This is a genomic window from Ruegeria sp. (genome assembly GCF_028066395.1).
Classification (GTDB): domain Bacteria; phylum Pseudomonadota; class Alphaproteobacteria; order Rhodobacterales; family Rhodobacteraceae; genus Ruegeria.
Window position 1 is genome coordinate 1 of sequence record NZ_JALCBM010000041.1, and the last position, 20,317, is coordinate 20,317.

Below are 20,317 nucleotides of genomic sequence, written 5' to 3' on the forward strand. Positions count from 1 at the left end.
GCGCCGAGGTCAGGATGTTGCGCAGATCATGGCTGACCTTGGCGACCGCGCCGCCCAGTTGAGCCAGCCGTTCGCGCTGTTTCAGGGCTTGCGTCAGATCGGTTTGCAGCGTTTGCAGGGCCTCTTCGGCCTCGCGCAGCTCGGTGATCTTGGAATTGGGTGAGATAATGCCCCGCGCGTCCTCGGGCGCGGTGGCGTAGCGCTGCATATAGCCGACAACGCCCTTGATCGGACGCACCAGCACCACGCGCACCGCGAGAAACAGGAATGAGGCCGTGATGATTGAGATCACGAAGGACAGACCCAGAATACGCAACCCGTAATCGGTCATCGCCATGCGCAGGGGATCGCTGTCCATGGTTACTTCGATCAGCAGCCCGGCATCTTTCACCGGGGCGCCGATCACTCGGATGACCTCGTTTTCAGGTGTGAACAGGCGTTTGGTGGCGTCGCGTATCAGCACCCACGCACCGGCATCGCGCAAATCGTAGGTCTTGGTGATCTGCTCGGGGATGGGCGAGGACAGCATCAGCTGCCGCACCTCGTCCCGTCGCAGCACCACGTTGTAGACGCCTGCATTGACCAGCAACTCGGCCTCAAGCTCATCCGCCAGCATGTCATCGGCCAGCAGCGCCAGCGAGGCGATCTGGGCGCGTTCCAGACGGTTCAGCAGGAAATCCTCGCGGAACCGCGCGATCGAGGGCACAAAGATCAGGATCTCGGCCAACATCACGAAGACCGTTGTCAGGATCAGGAACCGGCCGGACAGCGAGTTCAAATGGCGCTCCTTTCCCGGTCAGGGTATCCAGCGTTGGACAAACCTGACCACTCGTTTAACCGTCTGATTCTCAAACAGCCTTGGCGAGAAATAGGCCCCCGCCACACGTTTGTTAAGCTCTCCGATCGTCGGATAGGGTGAGACCATCGCGGCGATCTGACCCATTTTCAGATTATTGGCCAATGCCAGCGACCACAAGTTGATCAATTCGCCCGCCTGATGACCTACGATTGTGGCCCCCACGGGTCGGCCTTTTACGACCATGACCTTAATGAAGCCTTTCGTTTTCCGTTCCGATATAGCGCGGTCATTGTGGTGATAATCAAAGCGGGCGATCTCCATCCTGTCGCCGTGCAGCTCACGCGCCTGCGCCTCGGTCAGGCCGACCTGCGCCAGTTCCGGGTCGGTATAGGTCGCCCATGGGATATGCGATGTCTTGGCTTTGGACGGCAGGCCAAAAAGCGCCGAGCGGATGATGATCCCGGCCTGATACCCGGCCACATGGGTGAATTGCAGTCCGCCCGCGACATCGCCAATCGCATAGACACGACGATTCGAGGTGCGCAGGCTTTCATCGGTCTTGATCCCGGTGCGGGTGCGGTCGATCCCTGCGGCCTCAAGGTTCAGGCGGTCGATATTGGCTTTCCGCCCGACCGCCAGCAACAGATGAGTGCCCGAAAAGATCTGGCCGTTCTCGGTCACCACATCGATGGCCCCGGCCTCACCCCGGATCTGGGCCACCATGGCGTCTTCGTGGATGGTGACACCTTCGGCGCGCAGGCTGTCCAGCACGATCCCGGCCGCCTCTGGGTCGTCCTTGCCCAGCGCCTTCATGCCCTCGATCACGGTCACCTGACAGCCGAGCCGGATATGGGCCTGCGCCATCTCCATCCCAATCGGGCCACCGCCGATGATCAGCAGGTGCTCGGGCTTGTCGCGCAGGTCAAAGATGGTCTCGTTGGTGTCATAGGGCACCTGATCCAGCCCCGGGATCGGCGGAACCAGAGGCGACGAGCCGGTCGCCACAACCACCCGGCGCGCGGTGATCATGTGATCTCCGGCCTGTACCTGCGTGGGCGACACGAAGGACCCGTATTCCCGGATGACCTTGACGCCGAAGCCCTCGAACCTTTCTTGACTGTCCATCGGTTCGATCTGGGCGATCACGTCGTGAACGTGATCCTTGGCGGCAGCATAGTCCACCTGCGCCTGCACATCGGCCACGCCAAAGGCCGAGGCATGGGATTGCCCGTAAGCCGCCTTGCCACTGGCGATCAGCGCCTTGGACGGGACACAGCCGAAATTCAGGCAATCGCCGCCCATTTTATGACCTTCCAGCAGGATCACATCCGCGCCCATCTGACTGGCCCCTGCAGCGACGGACAATCCGCCCGACCCTGCCCCGATCACAAGGATATCGGTCTTCAACTGCTGCATCGGTTAATTGCCCCTTTGGCCGCGCAAGGATTTGATGAGGATCGGCAAGGCCGCCAGAACACACAAGCCCAGAATCGGGCCGATCACGAATGGCTCCCACAACAGGGACACATCCGGCGTCTCGCCCCGGTCGAACACGCCACCCAGCCCGACACCGATCCAGGTATAGACGATGCCGCCGGGGATGATGCCCAGCGCGGTGGTGATCAGGAAATTGCGGAATTTGACCCCCACCAGCGCAGGCACGAGATTGGCCACAAAGAAGGGCACCACCGGCACAAGACGCAGCAGGAACAGAACCGAAATCTCATTCTCGCGCAGGCCGTCTTTCAGCTTTTTGACCGTGCCTTCGGACGATTCCAGTTTCGCGGTCAGGGATTCTCCCAACCCCCAGCGGGCCGCCAGAAAGATGGCAGAGGCCCCGATGGTGGCGGCTACGACGTTGAACACCGTACCTGCGAAAAGGCCAAAAAGGAACCCGCCGGTCATCGACGCCACCGCCGCGCCGGGCAGTGAGAAGGCAACGATCACGATGTAGATCGCTACAAAGGCCAGCGCCATGGTCCAGTAATTGCTGTCACGCCAGGCCAGCAGCGACTCGCGGTTGTCACGCAGGGTCTCGAAGGTCAGGTAGTCGCCCAGCGCAAAGAACCCGACCGCGGCAACGGCCAGAATCACAAGCAATGGAATATGGCGCGCCACCCCTCTGCGCGGCGTCTGAGACATTTCGCTCATCTGGCTTTCCGGTTTTTGTTCGTCCATTCCGCCCCAACATGCGCGTTGCGGTGACCCGGCAACAGGGACTTCACAGGGCCTTGAAGATTATGGCAGCGAATGTGAGGGTTTGTGGCATCAAACCGGGATTTTGAAATCTTTTGTAAGGGCGGATAGCAGAATTGTTGCAAAAGGCGTAAAAACCCGGTCCACAGGGTTTGACTTAGCCCCCGCTTGGCAGTAGAGGACGGGCTTCGAACACCACGGGCAGGCGAATCCGCGCTGCACCCGACCGCCAAAGATTGGAGACGGAGCGATGAAACGCACCTATCAGCCTTCGAACCTGGTTCGCAAACGCCGCCACGGTTTCCGCGCGCGCATGGCTACCAAAGCCGGCCGCAAAATCCTGAACGCACGCCGCGCCCGCGGCCGCAAATCGCTGAGCGCGTAAAACCGCCCACCGATCAGGTTATGAACATGACGCCGCCGGAGGCCCCTGAGGATGGTAAACACCAACCCCGGGTTACGCCCCCGGCGGCGTCTGTTTGCGCATCTGACATTTTGACCGTTCTGAAAAACCGGTCCGAATTCCTGAAGGCCGCCCGTGCGCGGCGTCAGGGGACATCCTCGATGATGGTGCAGGCCCGCAAGCGCGCGCCGGACGAGGCGGACGGCATTCGCGTTGGCTTCACCTGCTCCAAGAAGGTTGGCAATGCCGTCGCCCGCAACCGCGCCAAACGCCGCCTGCGTGAGGCCGCGCGGACCGTTCTTGCCACCGAAGGTCGTGCAGGCTGGGATTACGTCCTGATCGGGCGTGCCCAAGTCACCGCCGAACGCCCTTTCGAGGCGTTGAAAGACGATCTGCGCTATGCCCTGCGCAAGCTGCATGGTCAGGGCAAGTGACACTGCTGGCGCATATCCTCGCCCTGCCCGTCCGGGCCTATCGACTGATCTTCAGCCCCTGGGTCGGGTTCAACTGCCGCTATCAGCCGACCTGTTCCGCCTATGCGCTGGAGGCGCTGGAAAAACACGGTGCACTCAAAGGCGCCTGGCTGGCCGCCCGCCGCATCGGGCGCTGCCACCCCTGGGGCGGCGATGGCTATGACCCGGTGCCGGACAAGCCCAAAGACTGAACCGGTTAGAACAGCGCCAGATTGCCCTGGGTCGAGCGCCCCCGCGTCGGGATCACCTCGCGATCCAGCTTGCCCATAAGCGTGTGATGCAAATCCTCGTAAAACCGTGGCGCATCGAAATACCAGCTGTGCGAGGCAGATTTCCCATCGGGATAATCATCGCGGGTCTTCTTGAAGAACTCTCCGCAATACAGGTTCACCACCTTTTCCGGGCGGTCCTGCGGCATCCCGACCCGCCCCAATCGGCGCGATACGCCCACACGCTTGACTTCCGAGATCGAAAGGACCTCGTCAAAGGGGCTGTAGTAGCAGGTCAGCCGGGTGCAACGGCGGATCAGGGATGAGGTTTTCGGGCTGCCGGTGCGGAAGGATTTCGCCGAAATATCCGCCGCGACAAAGGCGACCTGACTGGTGGTCCAGCTGTGCTGCGCGGTTGCGTGGTCGTCATCGGCGTAATCCATCGCCTCGCGCACCAGAAACGTGCCCATGGAATGGGCCAGAACGTGAATGTTGTACTGACAATCCGGCGTCTGCATGCGCGACAGCCGCGTGATCCCGTGGCTGAACAGCTTGTCCGCCGACCGCCGCGCATCGGCCCGGTCCGAACTGTAGCCCAGAACCGACCCGTCGCTGGGCCAGTCGAAGCTGATGACCACACCGTTGAACCCATGCGCCTCAAGTCCGGCGCGAATCTTCCGGTGCCGCTCCAGCATCTCGTATTGCTCGGTGTTAAAGCCATGTACAAAGACGACGATATGCCCCTTTTCATCCTCGGTCGCACCCGCTTCATTCTGCACGCGATCCACCCAATCCGAGACACGGATTTCATGCTGCCGCGCGGGTTGCTGAACATTGTCGGGAATCGCCAGATATCGCGCCGCGCCCAGTTTGTTCGAATAATGATCGCCACTGCGCGCGCGGACAGAAAAGAAATAGTCCATAATATGCTCCTTTGAAAATACGCGCAGCATACCATACCCAGCGATCTGCCCCAAACCGGCCCGGGTCGGGCCGTCACACCTTGCCCGGACGCGCGGTCCGCTGTAACCACGGCCCATGTTTGATGAAGCAGACGATATCCACCCCCTGTTCGCCGGTGCGCCATCGACCACCGAGTTCAAGAAGCTGCGCAAACGCATCGTGCGCCAGACGCGCGAGGCGATTGAGCAGTACGGGATGGTGGACGCAGGTGCCCATGACAAGGATGCCAAGCCACCGCGTTGGCTGGTCTGCCTGTCGGGCGGCAAGGACAGCTATACCCTGCTGGCGGTTCTGTATGAGCTGAAATGGCGCGGCCTGCTGCCCGTCGATCTGCTGGCGTGCAATCTGGATCAGGGTCAGCCGGGCTTTCCCGCCACGGTCCTGCCCGAGTTTCTGGACCGGATGGATGTGCCCCATCGCATCGAATATCAGGACACCTATTCCGTCGTGATGGACAAGGTCCCGCAGGGCCGCACCTATTGCGCCCTGTGTTCACGCCTGCGTCGCGGCAACCTTTACCGCATCGCCCGGGAAGAAGGCTGTTCCGCCGTCGTTCTGGGCCATCACCGCGACGATATTCTTGAGACGTTCTTCATGAACCTCTTCCACGGCGGGCGTCTGGCCACCATGCCACCGAAGCTGGTGAATGAAGAGGGCGACCTGTTCGTCTACCGCCCCCTCGCCCATGTGGCCGAGGCTGATTGCGAGAAGTTCGCCAAGGCCATGAACTACCCGATCATTCCCTGCGATCTGTGCGGCAGTCAGGACGGTCTGCAACGCCAGCAAGTCAAGCAGATCCTCGATCAGTGGGAAAAGAACTCACCCGGGCGACGGCAGGTGATGTTCCGGGCGCTGACCAACGCCCGGCCCTCGCATCTGCTGGACCCGAAACTGTTCGATTTCGCCGGGCTTTCCATCGAGACGATTCAAAAAGACGAAAATTCGGACGAAATTCCCGTGCTGCGTTAACGTCTGACTCAGAATGGTTTCCTACGGTCGGGCCTGTGCGATCCATGCCCCAGCCGAAGGCCGTTGAAACCGATGCCCAAACCCTCGTCCGTTGAACGAATTCGCAAGACCCTGCAATCTGCCGTGAACGGCCCTCAGGCGCTGGCCTTTATGCCTGCGCTGTGTCTTGCCGCGTTCTGGCTGGGCGGAGAGATGGCGTTGGTCAGTACGGCGCTGGGGTTGCCGGTGGTATTTGCGATGGCGGGTGTGCTGGGCAGCAAAACCCATATTCTGGCCGATGCCGGGGGCCGTCCCAGCGGGGCGGTTGCAAGGGATGTTTTCCGGGTGGAGCTGCAGGATATCCATGACACCGCGCATGATGCCGGTGACAACGCCGTTTGCATCGCCATCGCACTGGATGATTATGCCGGGATTCTGGACCTGCATGGGCAGGCGGCAGCGGATCATGTCTCGATGCAGTTCGGTGATCGCCTGCTGTCGGTGATCCGCAGCCATGACGTGTTCACGCAACTGACCGCCAACCGTTTTCTGATCGGCCTGCGTGCGTCCCCACATCTTGATCTTGAGGCTTGCATTCAGATGTCCGGCCGAATTCAGGCCGCAATTGAAGAGCCTGTTCTTCTGAACGGCACCGGCGTCTACATGTCCTGTTCCGTTGGGTTCTGCCTGCTGTCCAACCTGCCCGAAGGTGGGGTAGAGGACTGGATCGAAGCCGCCACCGCCGCGTTGACCGAGGCGCAGCGCAATGGCCCGTCAACCATCCGCGCCTATTCCAGCGAAACCCGTCGTCGGTCTCTGGTCCGCGCCAATCTGCGCCGTGAATTCGAAGCGGCGCTGGACAATGGCGAGATTTGCCCCTGGTTCCAGCCACAGGTCTCAACCGATACCGGCGACATTACGGGGTTTGAGGCGCTCGCCCGGTGGGAGCATCCGACAAAGGGCATCATGGGTCCGCAGGTCTTTTTACCCTTCGCAGAACAGGCCGAGTTGATGGAACGTTTGGGCCAGGTCATGCGCCACAACGCATTCAAGGCTCTGAACGCCTGGGACCGCGCCGGGATTGTTGTGCCTCGGGTGGGCGTGAATTTCTCCTCCGATGAATTGCGCGACCCCAGCCTGATCGACCGCCTGAAATGGGAGTTGGACCAGTGCGACCTGACGCCCGACAGGCTTGCGGTCGAGATTCTGGAAACCGTGTTTTCGCGACGGCCTGACGATGTCATCACCCGGAACGTGGCCGGGATGGCGGCGATGGGATGTTTCATCGATCTGGATGATTTCGGCACCGGCCATGCCTCGATTGCCTCGATCAAACGGTTCGACGTCTCACGCATCAAGATCGACCGGACCTTTGTCACCAAGGCGGATCAGGACCCCAGTCAGCAGCAGCTTGTAAGCGCCATTCTGACCATGGCGGAGCGTCTGAACATCGAAACTCTGGCCGAAGGTGTGGAAACGCCTGGCGAGCACGCCCTTATGGCGCAACTGGGCAGCGATCATGTGCAGGGTTTCGGGATCGGCAGACCGATGCCGTTCGAGAAAACGCTGGACTGGATCACTGCCTACCGCACCAAGGCCAAGGGCATTCCGGAAATCCGGCGTCAAATGGGGCGGAAAACGTAAGTTCACGCCGCAGATCGCCGCGTCGGACGGATTCGAGGGGCGATTCCACTTGACCTTTGGGGCTGCACTCTGTTGAACCCACCGGGTGTGTTTCAATGCTCAAGGTGGCTGTCCCAGATGGACGATCAGAACAAGAATCTCATCCTCGCAACCGTGCTCAGCTTTCTGGTGATCCTGGTCTGGTTCGTCCTGTTCCCCCCTCCGGAACAGACTGTGACGCCCGAGCAGGCTGAAATCGCTGCTGTCGAGACGGATGGGGTGCAGACCCCCAGCGCAGCGGGGACCGGCACCGTGGGTGAGGCGACCGCTGCCCCCGAGGAAACCCTGCCCGAAGCCGAAGCCCCCCGCGTGCAGATCGACACACCGCGCCTGTCGGGCAGCCTGTCCCTGTCCGGTGGCCGCATTGATGAGCTGTTTCTGAAAGACTACAAGGTCTCGCTTGCCGAAGACGCCCCGATTGTTGAACTGCTGTCTCCGGTCGGGTCGGAATCCGCCTATTACGCGATCTACGGCTGGGCACCCGGCGCCGGAGTTTCCGGCGCGGATGTGCCGGGGCCCAACACGCTGTGGACCCTGGATCAGGGTGAGACGCTGGGCGTAGACAGCCCGGTCACGCTGGCCTGGGACAATGGCAATGGCCTGACCTTCCGCCGCACGATCTCGGTAGACGAAAACTATATGTTCACCGTAAGCCAGTCGGTTGAAAACACCACCGCAGCCGAGGTCGGCATGGCCCCTTACGGCATTCTGGCCCGTCATGGTATCGGAGAAGATGGCGACCTGCCCGAGCTGAAGAACTTCTTCATCCTGCATGAAGGCGTGATCGGCATGGCCGACGGCACCCTGTCCGAGGTCGATTATGGTGATGTCCGCGACTTCGACATCGACCCCAACGAACGCGCGCAGGCCGAGGTCTATCAGGTCAAGGAAAACGGCTGGATCGGCTTTACCGATCACTACTGGATGACGACCCTGATCCCGGACCCCGGCTCCGCTTTCAAGGCTGCCGCCAAATACGACGCCCGCCGCAAGATTTACCAGACCGAAACCGTTCTGCCGACCCTCACTGTCGCGCCCGGTGAAACGGCCGAGGTCACAACCCGCCTGTTCGCCGGCGCCAAGGAATGGGAAGCCATCCGCGAGTATCAGGCGGACGGCGTGCAGAAATTCATCGACAGCATCGACTGGGGCTGGTTCTTCTTCCTGACCAAGCCGATCTTCTGGCTGCTGCACAATATCAACGCGCTGATCGGCAATATGGGCTGGTCGATCATCGGCCTGACGCTGATCATCAAGGCGATCCTGTTCCCGCTGGCCTTCAAATCCTACGTCTCGATGGCGAAGATGAAGGAATTGCAGCCGCAGATGGAGGCCCTGAAAGAGGCCGCTGGCGACGACCGCCAGAAGATGCAGCAGGGCATGATGGAACTGTACAAGAAGGAAAAGGTGAACCCCGCCGCGGGCTGTTTGCCGATCCTGATGCAGATCCCGATCTTCTTCTCGCTCTATAAGGTGATTTTCGTCACCATCGAACTGCGTCAGGCCCCATGGTTCGGCCCGTTCCGCGACCTGAGCGCGCCGGACCCGACCTCGATCATGAACCTGTTTGGCCTGCTGCCCTGGGCCGGACCGCAACCTGAAACCTTCATGGCGCTGATCTTCCTGGGCATCCTGCCGCTGTTGCTGGGCATCTCGATGTGGCTGCAGCAGAAACTGAACCCGGCACCCACTGATCCAACGCAGGCGATGATCTTTGCCTGGATGCCATGGGTATTCATGTTCATGCTGGGCAGCTTTGCCAGCGGGCTGGTGGTTTACTGGATCGCGAACAACACGATCACCTTCACGCAGCAATATCTGATCATGCGCAGTCAAGGCTACACGCCCGATGTGTTCGGCAACATCAAGTCCAGCTTCAAGCGGACGCCAAAGACGGACGGCAAATGACCGGCGCTGTCAGCAGCCTCTGGCGGCACCCGATCAAAAGCCATGGCCGCGAGGCTTTGGAGAATGTCATAGTGACCCCCGGGCAGACCATGCCCGGGGATCGCGTTTGGGCGGTTGCGCATGAGGCATCCAAGGCGGACGGCTCTGAATGGGTTCCTTGCACCAATTTCAGCCGCACGGCCAAAGCGCCACAGCTGATGGCGATCTCGGCGCAATTGCAGGGCGACCGGGTCACCCTGAGCCATCCGAACCAGCCCGATATCAGCTTTGCCCCGGATACCGAGCAGCAGGCGTTTCTGGACTGGGTCAAACCGCTGATGCCCGCAGATCGCGCAGCCTCGGCCCGGATCATGCGCGTGCCGGGGCGCGGCATGACCGACAGCGATTTCCCCTCGATCAGCCTGTTCAACACAGCCTCGCATCGCGCGGTCGAAGAAAAACTGGGACATGATCTGTCCATCGCCCGCTGGCGCGGCAATATCTGGCTCGACGGGCTGCCCGCATGGCAGGAATTCGATTGGCTGGGTCGCGATGTCCGGATCGGAGAGGCTGTGTTCCACGTCCGCGAACGCATCACCCGCTGTCTGGCCACCACCGCCAATCCCGAAACCGGAGAGCGGGACGCAGACACTCTGGGCGCGCTCAGCAGTTGGGGTCATCAGGATTTCGGTGTCTATGCCGAGGTCATTCAGGGCGGCTCCATCCGTCTGGGCGATACGGTTGAACTGCTATGACCACCCTGCCCTTCCCTCTGGCTGATGCACCCGACGACTTCGCCGCCGAACAGGGCCGCAAGCTGTTTGCCGGACCGTCCGAGTTTGTCAAAGGCGTCGTTGCCATGAACGGCCTGCCCGCCCCCGACCGGCTGGAGGTCTGCTTTGCGGGTCGCTCGAATGTGGGCAAGTCCAGCCTGATCAATGCGCTGACCGGCACCAAGGGTCTGGCACGCGCCTCGAACACGCCGGGTCGCACGCAAGAGATCAACTTTTTCACCCAAGGGCCTGAGCTGTATCTGGTCGACCTGCCCGGCTATGGCTACGCCAATGCGCCGCTGAAGGTGGTGGAAAAGTGGCAAAGGTTGTTGAAACAATACCTCAGCGGGCGACAGACCCTGCGCCGGGCCTTTGTGCTGATCGATGCGCGCCATGGGGTGAAACCGGTCGATGCCGAGATCATGAAACTGCTGGATACCAGCGCCGTGACCTTTCAATGCGTCCTGACCAAGGCCGATAAGGTCAAGGCCAATGACCGCGAAAAGGTGCTGAAGCAAGTACGCGGCGCGCTGTCGAAACACCCGGCGGCCTTCCCCGAGATCGTGCTGACCTCGTCCGAGAAGGGGGATGGGATCGCGACCCTGCGCTCGATCATCGCGCATCTGGAATAGCTTGGGCCTTGGCAGGGCCGTGCAAAGGTCCTAACAGGGAAGGCCAGAAGGACCTTAGCCATGAAGACACGAGACATGAACCGGGACTGGATTGCCACCGCCGCCACACTGAACAGCGCCTTGCCCTATCTGCAACGCTATGATGGTGCGATTGTCGTCATCAAGCTGGGCGGCCACGCCATGGGCAGTGACGAAGCGATGGAAAGCTTTGCCCGAGACGTCGTGCTGATGCGGCAGGTCGGGGTGAACCCGGTGGTCGTGCATGGCGGTGGCCCGATGATCAACGCGATGCTGGACAAGCTGGATATCCAGTCCGAGTTTGTGAACGGCAAGCGCGTAACCGACAAGGCCACCGTTGAAGTGGTCGAGATGGTTCTGTCCGGCCTCGTCAACAAACGCATCGTTCAGGCGATCAACGGTCAGGGTGGTTCAGCCGTGGGCCTGTCGGGCAAGGATGCCAATTTGATCCACTGCGATCAGGCCGATCCGTCCCTTGGGTTTGTCGGCTCTCCGTCCGAGATGAACCCGGCGATTCTGCACGACTTGTTCTCGCATGACGTGATCCCCGTGATCGCGCCGCTGGGCGCAGGCAAGAATGGTGAGACGTTCAACATCAATGGCGACACCGCTGCCGGGGCTATCGCATCGGCGCTTAAGGCCGACCGGCTGCTGCTGTTGACGGATGTCTCGGGCGTGAAGAACGCAGGCGGAGAGGTCGTGACCGAGCTGAAGGCCGGTCAAATCCGTGAAATGACGATGGACGGCACGATTGCGGGCGGCATGATCCCCAAGACGGAAACCGCGCTGGATGCGCTGCACAGCGGTGTGCGGGCGGTGGTCATTCTGGATGGCCGCGCGCCCAATGCCGTACTGTTGGAGTTGTTTACCGAACACGGCGCGGGTTCACTGATCCGGCCCGACTAGGGGGCACATGCCAAAGGGGGGGCACATGGCACACAATACCGGAACCACCCCCGCCATGTCCTATGCCCGCGCAGATCAGGCCGCGCAGGCGGCGGGGCTGATCCTCATGGGCGCGCTGCATCCGCGCCTGACGCACACCAAGCAACTGGACAGCGGCACCCTGATCCTGCTAGGGGCAGGGCCAGACTTCTGGCCGGTGTTGAAATCCTCGCCGGAATGGGAGGGGGACGACCCGGTTGATCGCTGGTCCTCTCGCGTGATCATCCAGATGGCGCTGGATCTGGGGGCGGATGCGTATTTCCCCTTTGGTGGCCCGCCCTATACGCCCTTTATCGACTGGGCGCTGAAATCCGGGCGCACCTTCAGCAGCCCCGTGGGGGCGCTAGTGCATGACACCGTGGGTATGCTGATCTCATTCCGCGGCGCGTTGCACTTTGCACAGGAATTCTCGATCCCCGAGGCAACCGCCCCCTCACCCTGCTCCACCTGCCCTGCCCCTTGCGCGCAGGCTTGCCCAGTGGGGGCCCTGAACACACACAGCTTTTATGACGTGGACGCGTGCCACGGCCACCTGCGCACACCCGAAGGGCAGGTCTGCATGACGGGCGGGTGCCTCGCGCGGCTGTCCTGTCCGCTCAGCAAGGGGGCCGGACGTGATCCGGAACAATCCGCCCACCATATGCGCGCGTTTCACCCGTCATGACCCGCACCCTGATCCTGACCCGCCACGCGAAATCCAGTTGGGACAGCCCGGCGCTTGGCGATCATGACCGTCCCTTGAACAAACGCGGCCGCAGATCGGCCCCCGCGATCGGGGCGTGGCTGCACCAAAACGGCTGGCAGCCGGACGAGGTGCTGAGTTCAAGCGCAGCCCGAACGCGCGAGACCTGGGATCGGATGGGCTTGCAGGCCGACACTGTCAGCTTTCACCGCAGCCTTTATCATGCAGACCCCGAGGACATGCTGTTGGCACTTTCAGGGGCCACCGGGCAGGCGGTTCTGATGCTGGGCCACAATCCCGGTATCGCCACATTTGCCAGCCGGATTGTGCAAAACCCGCCGGACCATGCCCGGTTTCACGACTATCCCACCTGCGCAACAACTGTGATCCGCTTTGACATTGACGACTGGGCAGATATTCGGTGGCACAGCGGCACTGTTCAGGGATTTGTCGTTCCACGCGAGTTGCTGGAATAGAAAAAGGCGGGGCAAAACCCCGCCTTTCGTTTCGATTGCAGTCGGACTCAGTGCCCCAGAATCTGGCTGAGGAACAGTTTGGTGCGCTCCGATTTCGGGTTGTTGAAGAACTCTTCCGGTTCGTTCTGCTCCACGATCTGCCCGGCATCCATAAAGATCACGCGGTTCGCAACCTGACGGGCAAAGCCCATCTCATGCGTCACGCACAGCATGGTCATGCCTTCCTCGGCCAGTTCGATCATGGTGTCGAGCACCTCTTTGATCATTTCCGGATCAAGGGCCGAGGTCGGTTCATCAAACAGCATGATCCGCGGCATCATGCACAGGCTTCGCGCAATCGCCACACGCTGCTGCTGACCGCCCGAAAGTTGACCGGGATATTTCAGCGCCTGATCCGGGATCTTCACCTTTTCCAGGAAATGCATCGCCCGCTCTTCAGCCTCTTTCTTGGGCGTCTTGCGCACCCAGATCGGGGCCAGCGTGCAGTTTTCCAGAATGGTCAGATGCGGGAACAGGTTGAAGTGCTGGAACACCATGCCAACTTCGGACCGGATCTTGTCGATGTTTTTGAGGTCATTCGACAGTTCCGTCCCGTCCACTACGATCGTGCCCTGCTGATGTTCCTCCAGCGCGTTCAGGCAGCGGATCAGGGTGGATTTTCCCGACCCCGACGGCCCCGCGATCACGATCCTTTCGCCCTGATTGACGGTCAGATTGATGTCGCGCAGCACGTGGAAGGACCCGTACCACTTGTTCATGTTGTTGATTTCGATGGCGACCTCGTCGCTCACCTGCATCTTGGAACGGTCGATTTCGCGTTCTACGGCAAGTTCAGACATGGCTTGAACTCCTTAACGGTGGTCGGTGGCAAGGCGACGCTCAAGCCACTGTGAATATTGAGAGATGCCGTAGCAGACGACAAAGAACAGAAGCGCGGCAAAGCCGAGAAGCTCCCAATAGACGCCGTTCCATTCGGTCGACGCCAGGATGGGGCCCCGGATCATGCCCACCAGATCGAACATCGAGATGACCGAAACCAGTGTGGTATCCTTGAACAGGCCAACGGCCACGTTCACGATACCGGGGATCGAGATCTTCAAAGCCTGCGGCAGGATGATCAGACGCATCGCCTGCGGGTAATCCAGACCCAGACTGTCTGCAGCTTCGTACTGCCCGCGTGGCAGGGCGGCCAGACCGCCCCGGATCACCTCGGCGATATAGGCAGCCGAGAACATGGTGATCATGATCACCACGCGCAGGAACAGATCGACCGTGCTTTCAGGCGGGAAGAAATAGGACAGCATCACCGAAGCCACGAACAACAGCGTGATCAAAGGCACGCCGCGAATGAATTCGATGAAAATGACGCAGACCCATTTGATCAGCGGCATGTCCGACTGACGACCCAGCGCCAACGCTATGCCCAAAGGCACCGACAGCGACACACAGGTCACACCCAGCATCATGTTCAGCATGAACCCACCCAGATCGCGACTGGGAACAGCCGAGAGCCACGCGTTGTCCGACGCGCCCTCGGGGATCAGCGCACCGCCCACGTTCCAGACGACCAGAGCCACGATGATGGCGGTAAAGAACCCTGCTGCAAAGCTGTTCTTGCCCAGTTTCTGAAAGGCAACCGCCGCAGCGACACAGCCCAGAAAGGCCACCAGCGGAACCAGAATGGTGCCACCCCAGATCAGCCAGAAGGCAATGAACGGATACACGACCGTGAACAGAAGCAGCTTGCGCGGCAGATCAAAGAACAGCACCGGCGCAGCAGCAACCAGCAGCAGCAGCAGCGCCAGATTGGGTCGCCAATAGGCGTCGCCGGGATATTTGAACCCATACAGCAACTGATGCCAGCGTTCGGTCAGAACCGCAAAACAGGCCCCGACGTTGCCATTCAGAATCTCACGGCATTGGGCCAGAGAGTCCGCCTGCCAAATCCCGTTCAAAAACCACGGCAAAGTGTTCTTGAGCAGCAGGTAGATCAGGACCAGCGACGCAAATGTCAGAAGCCCGTTTGTGAAATTCGAGAACAGATTGTCTCGCAGCCATTTGACCACGCCCGTCTCGTTCGCGGGCGGCGGCGAGGGCGGGATGGTTCCGTCGGCCACAAAGGCGATCGAATTGGTTGTTTGATCACTCATGGCTCAGCGTTCCTTCAACTTGACGGATGCGTTGTAGATATTCATCCCCGTCGAGATCAGCAGCGACGCCGTCAGATAGAACAGCATCATCAAGAGAACGCATTCAATCGCGCGGCCCGTCTGGTTCAGGGTGATACCGCCCAGCGTGGCTGTGATATCCGCATAGCCCACGGCAATCGCCAGCGACGAGTTCTTGGTGATGTTCAGGTACTGCGAAATCAACGGCGGGATGATCACCCGCAGCGCTTGCGGCAAGATCACAAGGTTCATGATCCGGCCCTGACGCAAGCCCAGCGCCGCTGCAGCCTCGGTCTGTCCCTTGTTGATCGCCTGAATGCCAGCACGGACATTTTCCGCAATGAACGCACCGGTATAGATCGACAGCGCAAACCACAAAGCGATCAGCGGAGCCCCGATCTGTAGGCCTCCTCGAAGATTGAAGCGGTTTGCCAGCGGATCAGGAAAATCCCAGGACAACCCCAAAATGAACAAAACAGCGACAAGCGGCACGAGCCAAATTAGCCCGTTCAACAAAAGCGTATTCGGTCTGTTACCCGTTTGCTCTTGCTTGATCTGCGCATTTTTGTTCACAAACCGTGTCGCGAAATGCGACAGGATCAACACAGCGATCACCACCAGCCAATTCACAGCGCTGCCGCCTTCTGCACCAAACCCGTTGGTGAAAAAGGGTGATGGGACATAAATTCCGCGATTGGTGAACGCGAACAGCCCTAACACCAGGTCACGCTCGGCTTGCTCGCCCAGATACGCTCTGGGTGCCGGCATGGCGGCTGTCACGATGAAGAAAATGATCAGAATCCAGATCAGTACCGGAATATTCCGGAAGATCTCGACATAGATCGCCATCAGTTTGGAGACGAGCCAGTTGTTCGATAGCCGCAGCACACCGGCAAAGACACCAAAGAACGTGGCCGTGATACAGGCAAGTACCGCCACCAGCAGTGTGTTGAGAATACCGACGATCGCCGCACGCGCATGCGAGGACTGGCTGTCGTATTCGATCAGGCGCTGGTTGATATCGTACCCAGCGGGATCACCCAGAAACGAATAGGAAATGTTCAGGCCCGCGGCCCTGAGGTTCTGGATCAGGTTGTTTCCCAGGTACCAGATAGAAAGCGCAATAGCGACGGCCGCAATCACCTGAAACGTCAGTGAACGATAGCGGGTGTCGTTTATGAGCATAGACAACCGAAAGTCAGCTTTCGGTGGGTCAGTCATAGTTGACATATTTTGGAATCCCCGTGCAATTCGGGTGCTTCATTCTCGGCGGGGTTTTCCCCGCTCTTGAGCATCCCTAGCATTCTAATGAAAAAGAGGGCGCGGGGTACCCCGCGCCCTCCTCATTGGATGTATTAGCGGAACGGTGGTGCGTATAGCAGACCGCCATCGGTCCATTGCCCGTTCAGGCCGCGTGCAAGGCCAATCGGAGTTTCTTCACCGATATTCTTGGCGAAGATTTCACCATAGTTGCCATCTGCCGCGATTGCACGAGCCGCCCAATCAGCATCTAGACCCAGCATCTCGCCCAGTGTGCCTTCGGTGCCGAGCAGCCGCTTGACCTCGGGATTGGCTTCAGGGTTCCCCGACATGTCTTCAAGGTTCGCCGAAGTTACACCCAGCTCTTCAGCCGCAATAAGCGCATTCAGAGTCCAGCGGACAACATCACCCCACTCGTGGTCACCATGACGAACCAGCGGGCCCAGAGGCTCTTTCGAGATGATTTCAGGCAGGATCACGTGATCACCCGGGCTTTCGAAAGTAGCACGGGTTGCGGCCAGGCCCGATGCGTCTGTGGTGTAGACGTCACAGGCACCGGCCAGATACTGCTGCTGACCTTCGGCGTTGGTTTCGACTGGAACCGGTTCGTAGCTGATGTTGTTCGAACGGAAGAAATCCGCCAGGTTCAATTCGGTGGTGGTACCGGTCTGAACACAGACCGTCGCGCCGTCCAGTTCCTTGGCCGAGCTGACGCCCAGCGCCTTTGGCGCAAGGAAGCCCTGACCGTCATAGTAGTTAATGCCGGTGAATTCGAACTTCAGGTCAACGTCGCGGCTGAAGGTCCAGGTCGTGTTCCGGGCCAGCATGTCGATCTCGCCCGAGGCCAGCGCGGTAAAGCGGGTTTTGCCGGTGGTCGGCACAAACTCCACTGCATTCGCGTCACCCAGAACGGCAGCTGCCACAGCACGGCACAGCGAAACGTCAAAGCCTTTCCACTCGCCATTTGCATCAGGCGCCGCAAAGCCGACCAGACCGGTGGTCACACCACAGTTCAGTGTACCGCGCGCCTTGACGTCGTCCACCGTGCCAGCCACGGCTGCACCAGCGGCCAGACCGGCAATCGTGGCCGCGCCCAAAAATACGGATTTTTTCATTTTTACCTCTTCCTGATTTTCCATCCCTGTAGGAACGGTTCGATCCGGCGCTGACGCGCCGGAAAGGTTACCCAAAAGGTGTCTCCCCTTTCGTGGGCCGAGTTTGGGCGCAATCATAAACAAACGTCAAGGGCTGGATCAGGGAAAACGATGGGTCAACCGCAAAGGTTCCCGGCGTCATACCGGAAAAATCGGCACAGAAATCTCAAACCGAGAGGTCGAAGAACCGTTTGGCGTGCAAAAAGGCGGCCCTCTTGACCTCGGCCGCCTCATGCGCCTCGTCATCGTGACCCCATTGTTCGATCTGCCAAAGCTCGTCCAGCCGCGACAGGGTCCAGATGTCATCGGCACTGCGCCAGTTGTGCGCGGCCGCAAAGCCCAGGATCAGCGAGCCGGACAGGCTGACAAGATCATGAAACGCGGCCAGTTGAAAATCGTTCAGCGCATGGACGCGGGCGCGCAGGGTCTGAATCGCATCCTCGGACTGTGGCTGGTGCAGAACGCCCACCACCGCGAACAGCCGCGCGCCCAGTGCCTCGGCGGCCCAATCCAGCGCCGGGTCCCAGTGTTGGGCCTGTCTTTGCTGCAACGCCTCGGGATGCGCGGCGCGATAACTCAGCAAATCGGAATCGCCATAATCAGCCAGCATATCGGCAACTTCGGCATGCTGGTGGCCCACCTTGTCGATGGCCGCATTGGCCGAACGGGTGAAGGGCATGGTGGTCGGATCGACCTCTTTTTCCTGCGCATCCCATTCCTCGGCCACGGCCTGTGCCATGGCGTGGGTCGGCAGGATCAATGCGGCCTTGGCCGGTGTCTTGACCCGACGGCCATCCAGTTCGACCGTATAGCCGCCCTCACCCTCGACCACCGCGCTGGAGGTCCAGAAGCGTTTCGGTTTCCACTCGCTCATGTCATTGATCCCAAAGTTCGGTCAGCGTTTGCGGCAACTGCTCAAAAGCGTCAATCACCCGGTTCGCCCGATGCAGGGCCGTGTGATCGTGATAGCCCCAACTGACGCCAATGCTGGCAATACCGGCGGCGGCGGCCATGTCCATGTCATAGCTGGTATCGCCGATCATTACCGCATCCGCCGGGGCCACGCCGGTCTCCGCCAGCGCGGTTTCGATCATCGACGGGTGCGGTTTCGACGGATGATGGTCGGCCACCTGCCGGGTGACGAAATAGTGCTGCAGCCCGTGCCCTTCCAACAGAGCATCCAGCCCACGCTGCGACTTACCGGTCGCCACGCCCAACAGGATTTCGGGGGTCGCATGCAGCGCTTCGATCACCGCTCGCGCACCGGGATAGAGCGGAGAGCTGGTCACCCCCTGCTGCAATCGCTGTGCGTGGTAGGCTTGTTTGTATCCCTCGACCAGTTGCGCCTGTACTTGCGCAGATTGATCCGGCGCCAGACGCGCCATGGCCTGCGGCAACGACAACCCCACGATCGACAACGTCGCCTCGCGGGTTGGCACGGGCAGAGACAGCGCCTGAAAACAGGCATTCATGGCCGAGACGATACTGCCCTGACTGTCGACCAGAGTACCATCCACGTCGAACAGAACCAGCCGCAGGGGCGTGCTCATCGCAGTTCCTCGAACGGGTCGTCGGCGGCCAGATCCTCGGTCCAGCCCAGCGTGTCCCAGCTGTGTTTCATATGGTCGGGCAGCGGTGCGGTGATCGAGACGGGCTTGCGCGTCATCGGATGTTCAAACGACAGGCAGCGGGCGTGCAGATGCAGCTTCTTGCTGATGATCCCGCCCAATTGCGCGCCCCAGCCATCGCCCAGATTCTCTTGCCCCGAGCCGCCATATTTGCCGTCCCCGATGATCGGATGCCCTATCGCCGCCATATGCGCGCGCAACTGATGGGTGCGCCCCGTGACCGGCTCCATCGCCACCCACGCGGCGCGACCCGCCACCCGGTAGAGCGTGGCATAAAGCGTATGGGCACGTTTCGCGCCGGGTGTCGCGTCGACCTCGTCCAGATGCACGGGGATCATCTTTTCGCCCTCACCCTGCTTGCCATGGCCCGAGGCCTTGACCAGCCCGGTCTTGATCTCGCCCAGATAAGGGGTTGGCACACCGGCGACCAAAGCCCAGTAGATCTTGCGCGTATTGCGGTGCCGGAATGCCGCCGTCAGCCCCTTGGCCGCCTCGCGCGTGCGCGCCATCAGCAACACGCCCGAAGTGTCCTTGTCCAGCCGATGCACCAGCCGGGGGTTTTCGTCATAGCCAAAGCGCAAAGCCTCGGACAGGCTGTCCACATGCCGGGTCTGCCCGCTGCCGCCCTGCACCGGTAGCCCGTGCGGCTTGTTCAGCGCCAGAACATGATCGTCGCGGTAGATCACGCAGGACTGAATCATCTTCGCATCCGCATCACTGATACGCCGCTTGATCTCGGCCGGTTTGTGATCGGCATCGGGCAAAGGCGGCACACGCACCGATTGCCCGGCCTCCAACCGGGTCGAGGCCTTGACCCGACCGCCATCCACCCGCAGCTCACCCTTGCGGCACATCTTTTCGATACGGCCCTGACTGACATGGGGAAACAGGCGACGCAGCCAGCGATCCAACCGCTGGTCGCCATCGCCCTTTGCCACGGTGATTGTCTGTACGCCGCTCATGCCATCGCCCCTTGCCCCGCGCGGCGGACCCGCCCGGATTGCGTCTGTTTCAGGTGTT

21 protein-coding genes and 1 pseudogene are annotated in these 20,317 nt (G+C 60.6%); 11 read left to right on the forward strand and 11 right to left on the reverse strand.

The features are described 5' to 3' along the window. The 3 genes and pseudogenes from MPJ51_RS13330 to MPJ51_RS13340 form a co-directional block, all read right to left on the reverse strand. Positions 1-730, reverse strand: a pseudogene (locus MPJ51_RS13330) (sensor histidine kinase); the annotation flags it as partial. Between the two features lie 66 nt (positions 731-796). After that, complete coding sequence (locus MPJ51_RS13335) at positions 797-2,215, reverse strand: FAD-dependent oxidoreductase (RefSeq protein ID WP_298387521.1); 1,419 nt, start codon at positions 2,213-2,215, stop codon at positions 797-799. A gap of 3 nt (positions 2,216-2,218) precedes the next feature. Then, the gene (locus MPJ51_RS13340) at positions 2,219-2,977 is read right to left on the reverse strand and encodes a TVP38/TMEM64 family protein (RefSeq protein ID WP_298387524.1); all 759 of its coding nucleotides are present in this window, start codon (positions 2,975-2,977) and stop codon (positions 2,219-2,221) included. Positions 2,978-3,245: 268 nt separating this feature from the next. On the opposite strand from MPJ51_RS13340, the gene rpmH reads away from it, so the two are divergent. Genes rpmH through yidD form a run of 3 tightly spaced genes read left to right on the forward strand, consistent with a single transcriptional unit; the run spans position 3,246 to position 4,062 of the window. Next, a complete protein-coding gene (gene rpmH / locus MPJ51_RS13345; protein WP_005980833.1) occupies positions 3,246-3,380 on the forward strand; it encodes a 50S ribosomal protein L34 in 135 nt (44 codons plus the stop codon). 26 nt (positions 3,381-3,406) lie between these two features. Then, positions 3,407-3,832, forward strand: coding sequence for a ribonuclease P protein component (rnpA, locus tag MPJ51_RS13350; protein ID WP_298387527.1), 426 nt, complete (start codon positions 3,407-3,409; stop codon positions 3,830-3,832). After that, a complete protein-coding gene (gene yidD, locus MPJ51_RS13355) occupies positions 3,829-4,062 on the forward strand; it encodes a membrane protein insertion efficiency factor YidD (RefSeq protein ID WP_298387530.1) in 234 nt (77 codons plus the stop codon). Before rnpA ends, yidD begins: the two co-directional genes overlap by 4 nt. Positions 4,063-4,067: 5 nt before the next feature. Here the strand turns inward: yidD and MPJ51_RS13360 are convergent, their stop codons facing one another. Continuing rightward, on the reverse strand, positions 4,068-5,003 hold the full coding sequence (locus tag MPJ51_RS13360) for an alpha/beta fold hydrolase (protein WP_298387535.1): 936 nt from the start codon (positions 5,001-5,003) through the stop codon (positions 4,068-4,070). Between the two features lie 115 nt (positions 5,004-5,118). On the opposite strand from MPJ51_RS13360, the gene ttcA reads away from it, so the two are divergent. The 8 genes from ttcA (at position 5,119) to MPJ51_RS13400 (ending at position 13,087) form a co-directional block, all read left to right on the forward strand. Beyond that, a complete protein-coding gene (gene ttcA / locus MPJ51_RS13365; RefSeq protein ID WP_298387537.1) occupies positions 5,119-6,012 on the forward strand; it encodes a tRNA 2-thiocytidine(32) synthetase TtcA in 894 nt (297 codons plus the stop codon). Between the two features lie 72 nt (positions 6,013-6,084). After that, entirely contained in the window at positions 6,085-7,635 is a 1,551-nt protein-coding gene (locus MPJ51_RS13370) for a GGDEF domain-containing phosphodiesterase (protein WP_298387540.1), read from the forward strand. Positions 7,636-7,752: 117 nt separating this feature from the next. Then, positions 7,753-9,582 (forward strand): membrane protein insertase YidC, encoded by a 1,830-nt coding sequence (yidC, locus tag MPJ51_RS13375; protein ID WP_298387544.1) that lies wholly within the window; start codon positions 7,753-7,755, stop codon positions 9,580-9,582. After that, on the forward strand, positions 9,579-10,316 hold the full coding sequence (locus MPJ51_RS13380) for an MOSC N-terminal beta barrel domain-containing protein (RefSeq protein ID WP_298387549.1): 738 nt from the start codon (positions 9,579-9,581) through the stop codon (positions 10,314-10,316). Before yidC ends, MPJ51_RS13380 begins: the two co-directional genes overlap by 4 nt. Next, a complete protein-coding gene (yihA, locus tag MPJ51_RS13385; RefSeq protein ID WP_298387552.1) occupies positions 10,313-10,966 on the forward strand; it encodes a ribosome biogenesis GTP-binding protein YihA/YsxC in 654 nt (217 codons plus the stop codon). The genes MPJ51_RS13380 and yihA overlap by 4 nt, the downstream gene beginning before the upstream one ends. A 60-nt stretch (positions 10,967-11,026) precedes the next feature. Continuing rightward, positions 11,027-11,890 (forward strand): acetylglutamate kinase, encoded by an 864-nt coding sequence (gene argB, locus MPJ51_RS13390; protein WP_298387556.1) that lies wholly within the window; start codon positions 11,027-11,029, stop codon positions 11,888-11,890. A 25-nt stretch (positions 11,891-11,915) separates the two neighbouring features. Further along, a complete protein-coding gene (locus tag MPJ51_RS13395; protein WP_298387559.1) occupies positions 11,916-12,593 on the forward strand; it encodes a ferredoxin in 678 nt (225 codons plus the stop codon). Then, positions 12,590-13,087, forward strand: a complete 498-nt coding sequence (locus tag MPJ51_RS13400; protein WP_298387561.1) for a histidine phosphatase family protein — start codon at positions 12,590-12,592, stop codon at positions 13,085-13,087. The genes MPJ51_RS13395 and MPJ51_RS13400 overlap by 4 nt, the downstream gene beginning before the upstream one ends. A 47-nt stretch (positions 13,088-13,134) precedes the next feature. On the opposite strand, the gene MPJ51_RS13405 is transcribed toward MPJ51_RS13400, so the two are convergent. The 7 genes from MPJ51_RS13405 to MPJ51_RS13435 form a co-directional block, all read right to left on the reverse strand. Continuing rightward, complete coding sequence (locus tag MPJ51_RS13405) at positions 13,135-13,926, reverse strand: amino acid ABC transporter ATP-binding protein (protein WP_298387564.1); 792 nt, start codon at positions 13,924-13,926, stop codon at positions 13,135-13,137. A gap of 12 nt (positions 13,927-13,938) precedes the next feature. After that, complete coding sequence (locus MPJ51_RS13410; RefSeq protein WP_298387567.1) at positions 13,939-15,237, reverse strand: amino acid ABC transporter permease; 1,299 nt, start codon at positions 15,235-15,237, stop codon at positions 13,939-13,941. A 3-nt stretch (positions 15,238-15,240) separates the two neighbouring features. Then, on the reverse strand, positions 15,241-16,485 hold the full coding sequence (locus MPJ51_RS13415; protein ID WP_298387570.1) for an ABC transporter permease subunit: 1,245 nt from the start codon (positions 16,483-16,485) through the stop codon (positions 15,241-15,243). 125 nt (positions 16,486-16,610) lie between these two features. Further along, positions 16,611-17,630 (reverse strand): amino acid ABC transporter substrate-binding protein, encoded by a 1,020-nt coding sequence (locus MPJ51_RS13420; protein WP_298387573.1) that lies wholly within the window; start codon positions 17,628-17,630, stop codon positions 16,611-16,613. A gap of 205 nt (positions 17,631-17,835) precedes the next feature. After that, positions 17,836-18,543, reverse strand: a complete 708-nt coding sequence (locus tag MPJ51_RS13425) for an ATP12 family protein (protein ID WP_298387576.1) — start codon at positions 18,541-18,543, stop codon at positions 17,836-17,838. A gap of 1 nt (position 18,544) precedes the next feature. After that, positions 18,545-19,219, reverse strand: a complete 675-nt coding sequence (locus MPJ51_RS13430) for an HAD-IA family hydrolase (RefSeq protein ID WP_298387579.1) — start codon at positions 19,217-19,219, stop codon at positions 18,545-18,547. Next, positions 19,216-20,259 (reverse strand): RluA family pseudouridine synthase, encoded by a 1,044-nt coding sequence (locus tag MPJ51_RS13435; RefSeq protein WP_298387582.1) that lies wholly within the window; start codon positions 20,257-20,259, stop codon positions 19,216-19,218. Before MPJ51_RS13435 ends, MPJ51_RS13430 begins: the two co-directional genes overlap by 4 nt. Positions 20,260-20,317: the final 58 nt, after the last annotated feature.

What these genes read in the sequence shown, in the direction of transcription:
- MPJ51_RS13335 (WP_298387521.1), bottom strand. Translation starts at nt 2,215, where the DNA reads ATGCAGCAGTTGAAGACCGATATCCTTGTGATCGGGGCAGGGTCGGGC.
- MPJ51_RS13340 (WP_298387524.1), bottom strand. Translation starts at nt 2,977, where the DNA reads ATGGACGAACAAAAACCGGAAAGCCAGATGAGCGAAATGTCTCAGACG.
- rpmH (WP_005980833.1), top strand. Translation starts at nt 3,246, where the DNA reads ATGAAACGCACCTATCAGCCTTCGAACCTGGTTCGCAAACGCCGCCAC.
- rnpA (WP_298387527.1), top strand. Translation starts at nt 3,407, where the DNA reads ATGACGCCGCCGGAGGCCCCTGAGGATGGTAAACACCAACCCCGGGTT.
- MPJ51_RS13360 (WP_298387535.1), bottom strand. Translation starts at nt 5,003, where the DNA reads ATGGACTATTTCTTTTCTGTCCGCGCGCGCAGTGGCGATCATTATTCG.
- ttcA (WP_298387537.1), top strand. Translation starts at nt 5,119, where the DNA reads ATGTTTGATGAAGCAGACGATATCCACCCCCTGTTCGCCGGTGCGCCA.
- MPJ51_RS13370 (WP_298387540.1), top strand. Translation starts at nt 6,085, where the DNA reads ATGCCCAAACCCTCGTCCGTTGAACGAATTCGCAAGACCCTGCAATCT.
- yidC (WP_298387544.1), top strand. Translation starts at nt 7,753, where the DNA reads ATGGACGATCAGAACAAGAATCTCATCCTCGCAACCGTGCTCAGCTTT.
- MPJ51_RS13380 (WP_298387549.1), top strand. Translation starts at nt 9,579, where the DNA reads ATGACCGGCGCTGTCAGCAGCCTCTGGCGGCACCCGATCAAAAGCCAT.
- yihA (WP_298387552.1), top strand. Translation starts at nt 10,313, where the DNA reads ATGACCACCCTGCCCTTCCCTCTGGCTGATGCACCCGACGACTTCGCC.
- argB (WP_298387556.1), top strand. Translation starts at nt 11,027, where the DNA reads ATGAAGACACGAGACATGAACCGGGACTGGATTGCCACCGCCGCCACA.
- MPJ51_RS13395 (WP_298387559.1), top strand. Translation starts at nt 11,916, where the DNA reads ATGGCACACAATACCGGAACCACCCCCGCCATGTCCTATGCCCGCGCA.
- MPJ51_RS13400 (WP_298387561.1), top strand. Translation starts at nt 12,590, where the DNA reads ATGACCCGCACCCTGATCCTGACCCGCCACGCGAAATCCAGTTGGGAC.
- MPJ51_RS13405 (WP_298387564.1), bottom strand. Translation starts at nt 13,926, where the DNA reads ATGTCTGAACTTGCCGTAGAACGCGAAATCGACCGTTCCAAGATGCAG.
- MPJ51_RS13410 (WP_298387567.1), bottom strand. Translation starts at nt 15,237, where the DNA reads ATGAGTGATCAAACAACCAATTCGATCGCCTTTGTGGCCGACGGAACC.
- MPJ51_RS13415 (WP_298387570.1), bottom strand. Translation starts at nt 16,485, where the DNA reads ATGTCAACTATGACTGACCCACCGAAAGCTGACTTTCGGTTGTCTATG.
- MPJ51_RS13420 (WP_298387573.1), bottom strand. Translation starts at nt 17,630, where the DNA reads ATGAAAAAATCCGTATTTTTGGGCGCGGCCACGATTGCCGGTCTGGCC.
- MPJ51_RS13425 (WP_298387576.1), bottom strand. Translation starts at nt 18,543, where the DNA reads ATGAGCGAGTGGAAACCGAAACGCTTCTGGACCTCCAGCGCGGTGGTC.
- MPJ51_RS13430 (WP_298387579.1), bottom strand. Translation starts at nt 19,219, where the DNA reads ATGAGCACGCCCCTGCGGCTGGTTCTGTTCGACGTGGATGGTACTCTG.
- MPJ51_RS13435 (WP_298387582.1), bottom strand. Translation starts at nt 20,259, where the DNA reads ATGAGCGGCGTACAGACAATCACCGTGGCAAAGGGCGATGGCGACCAG.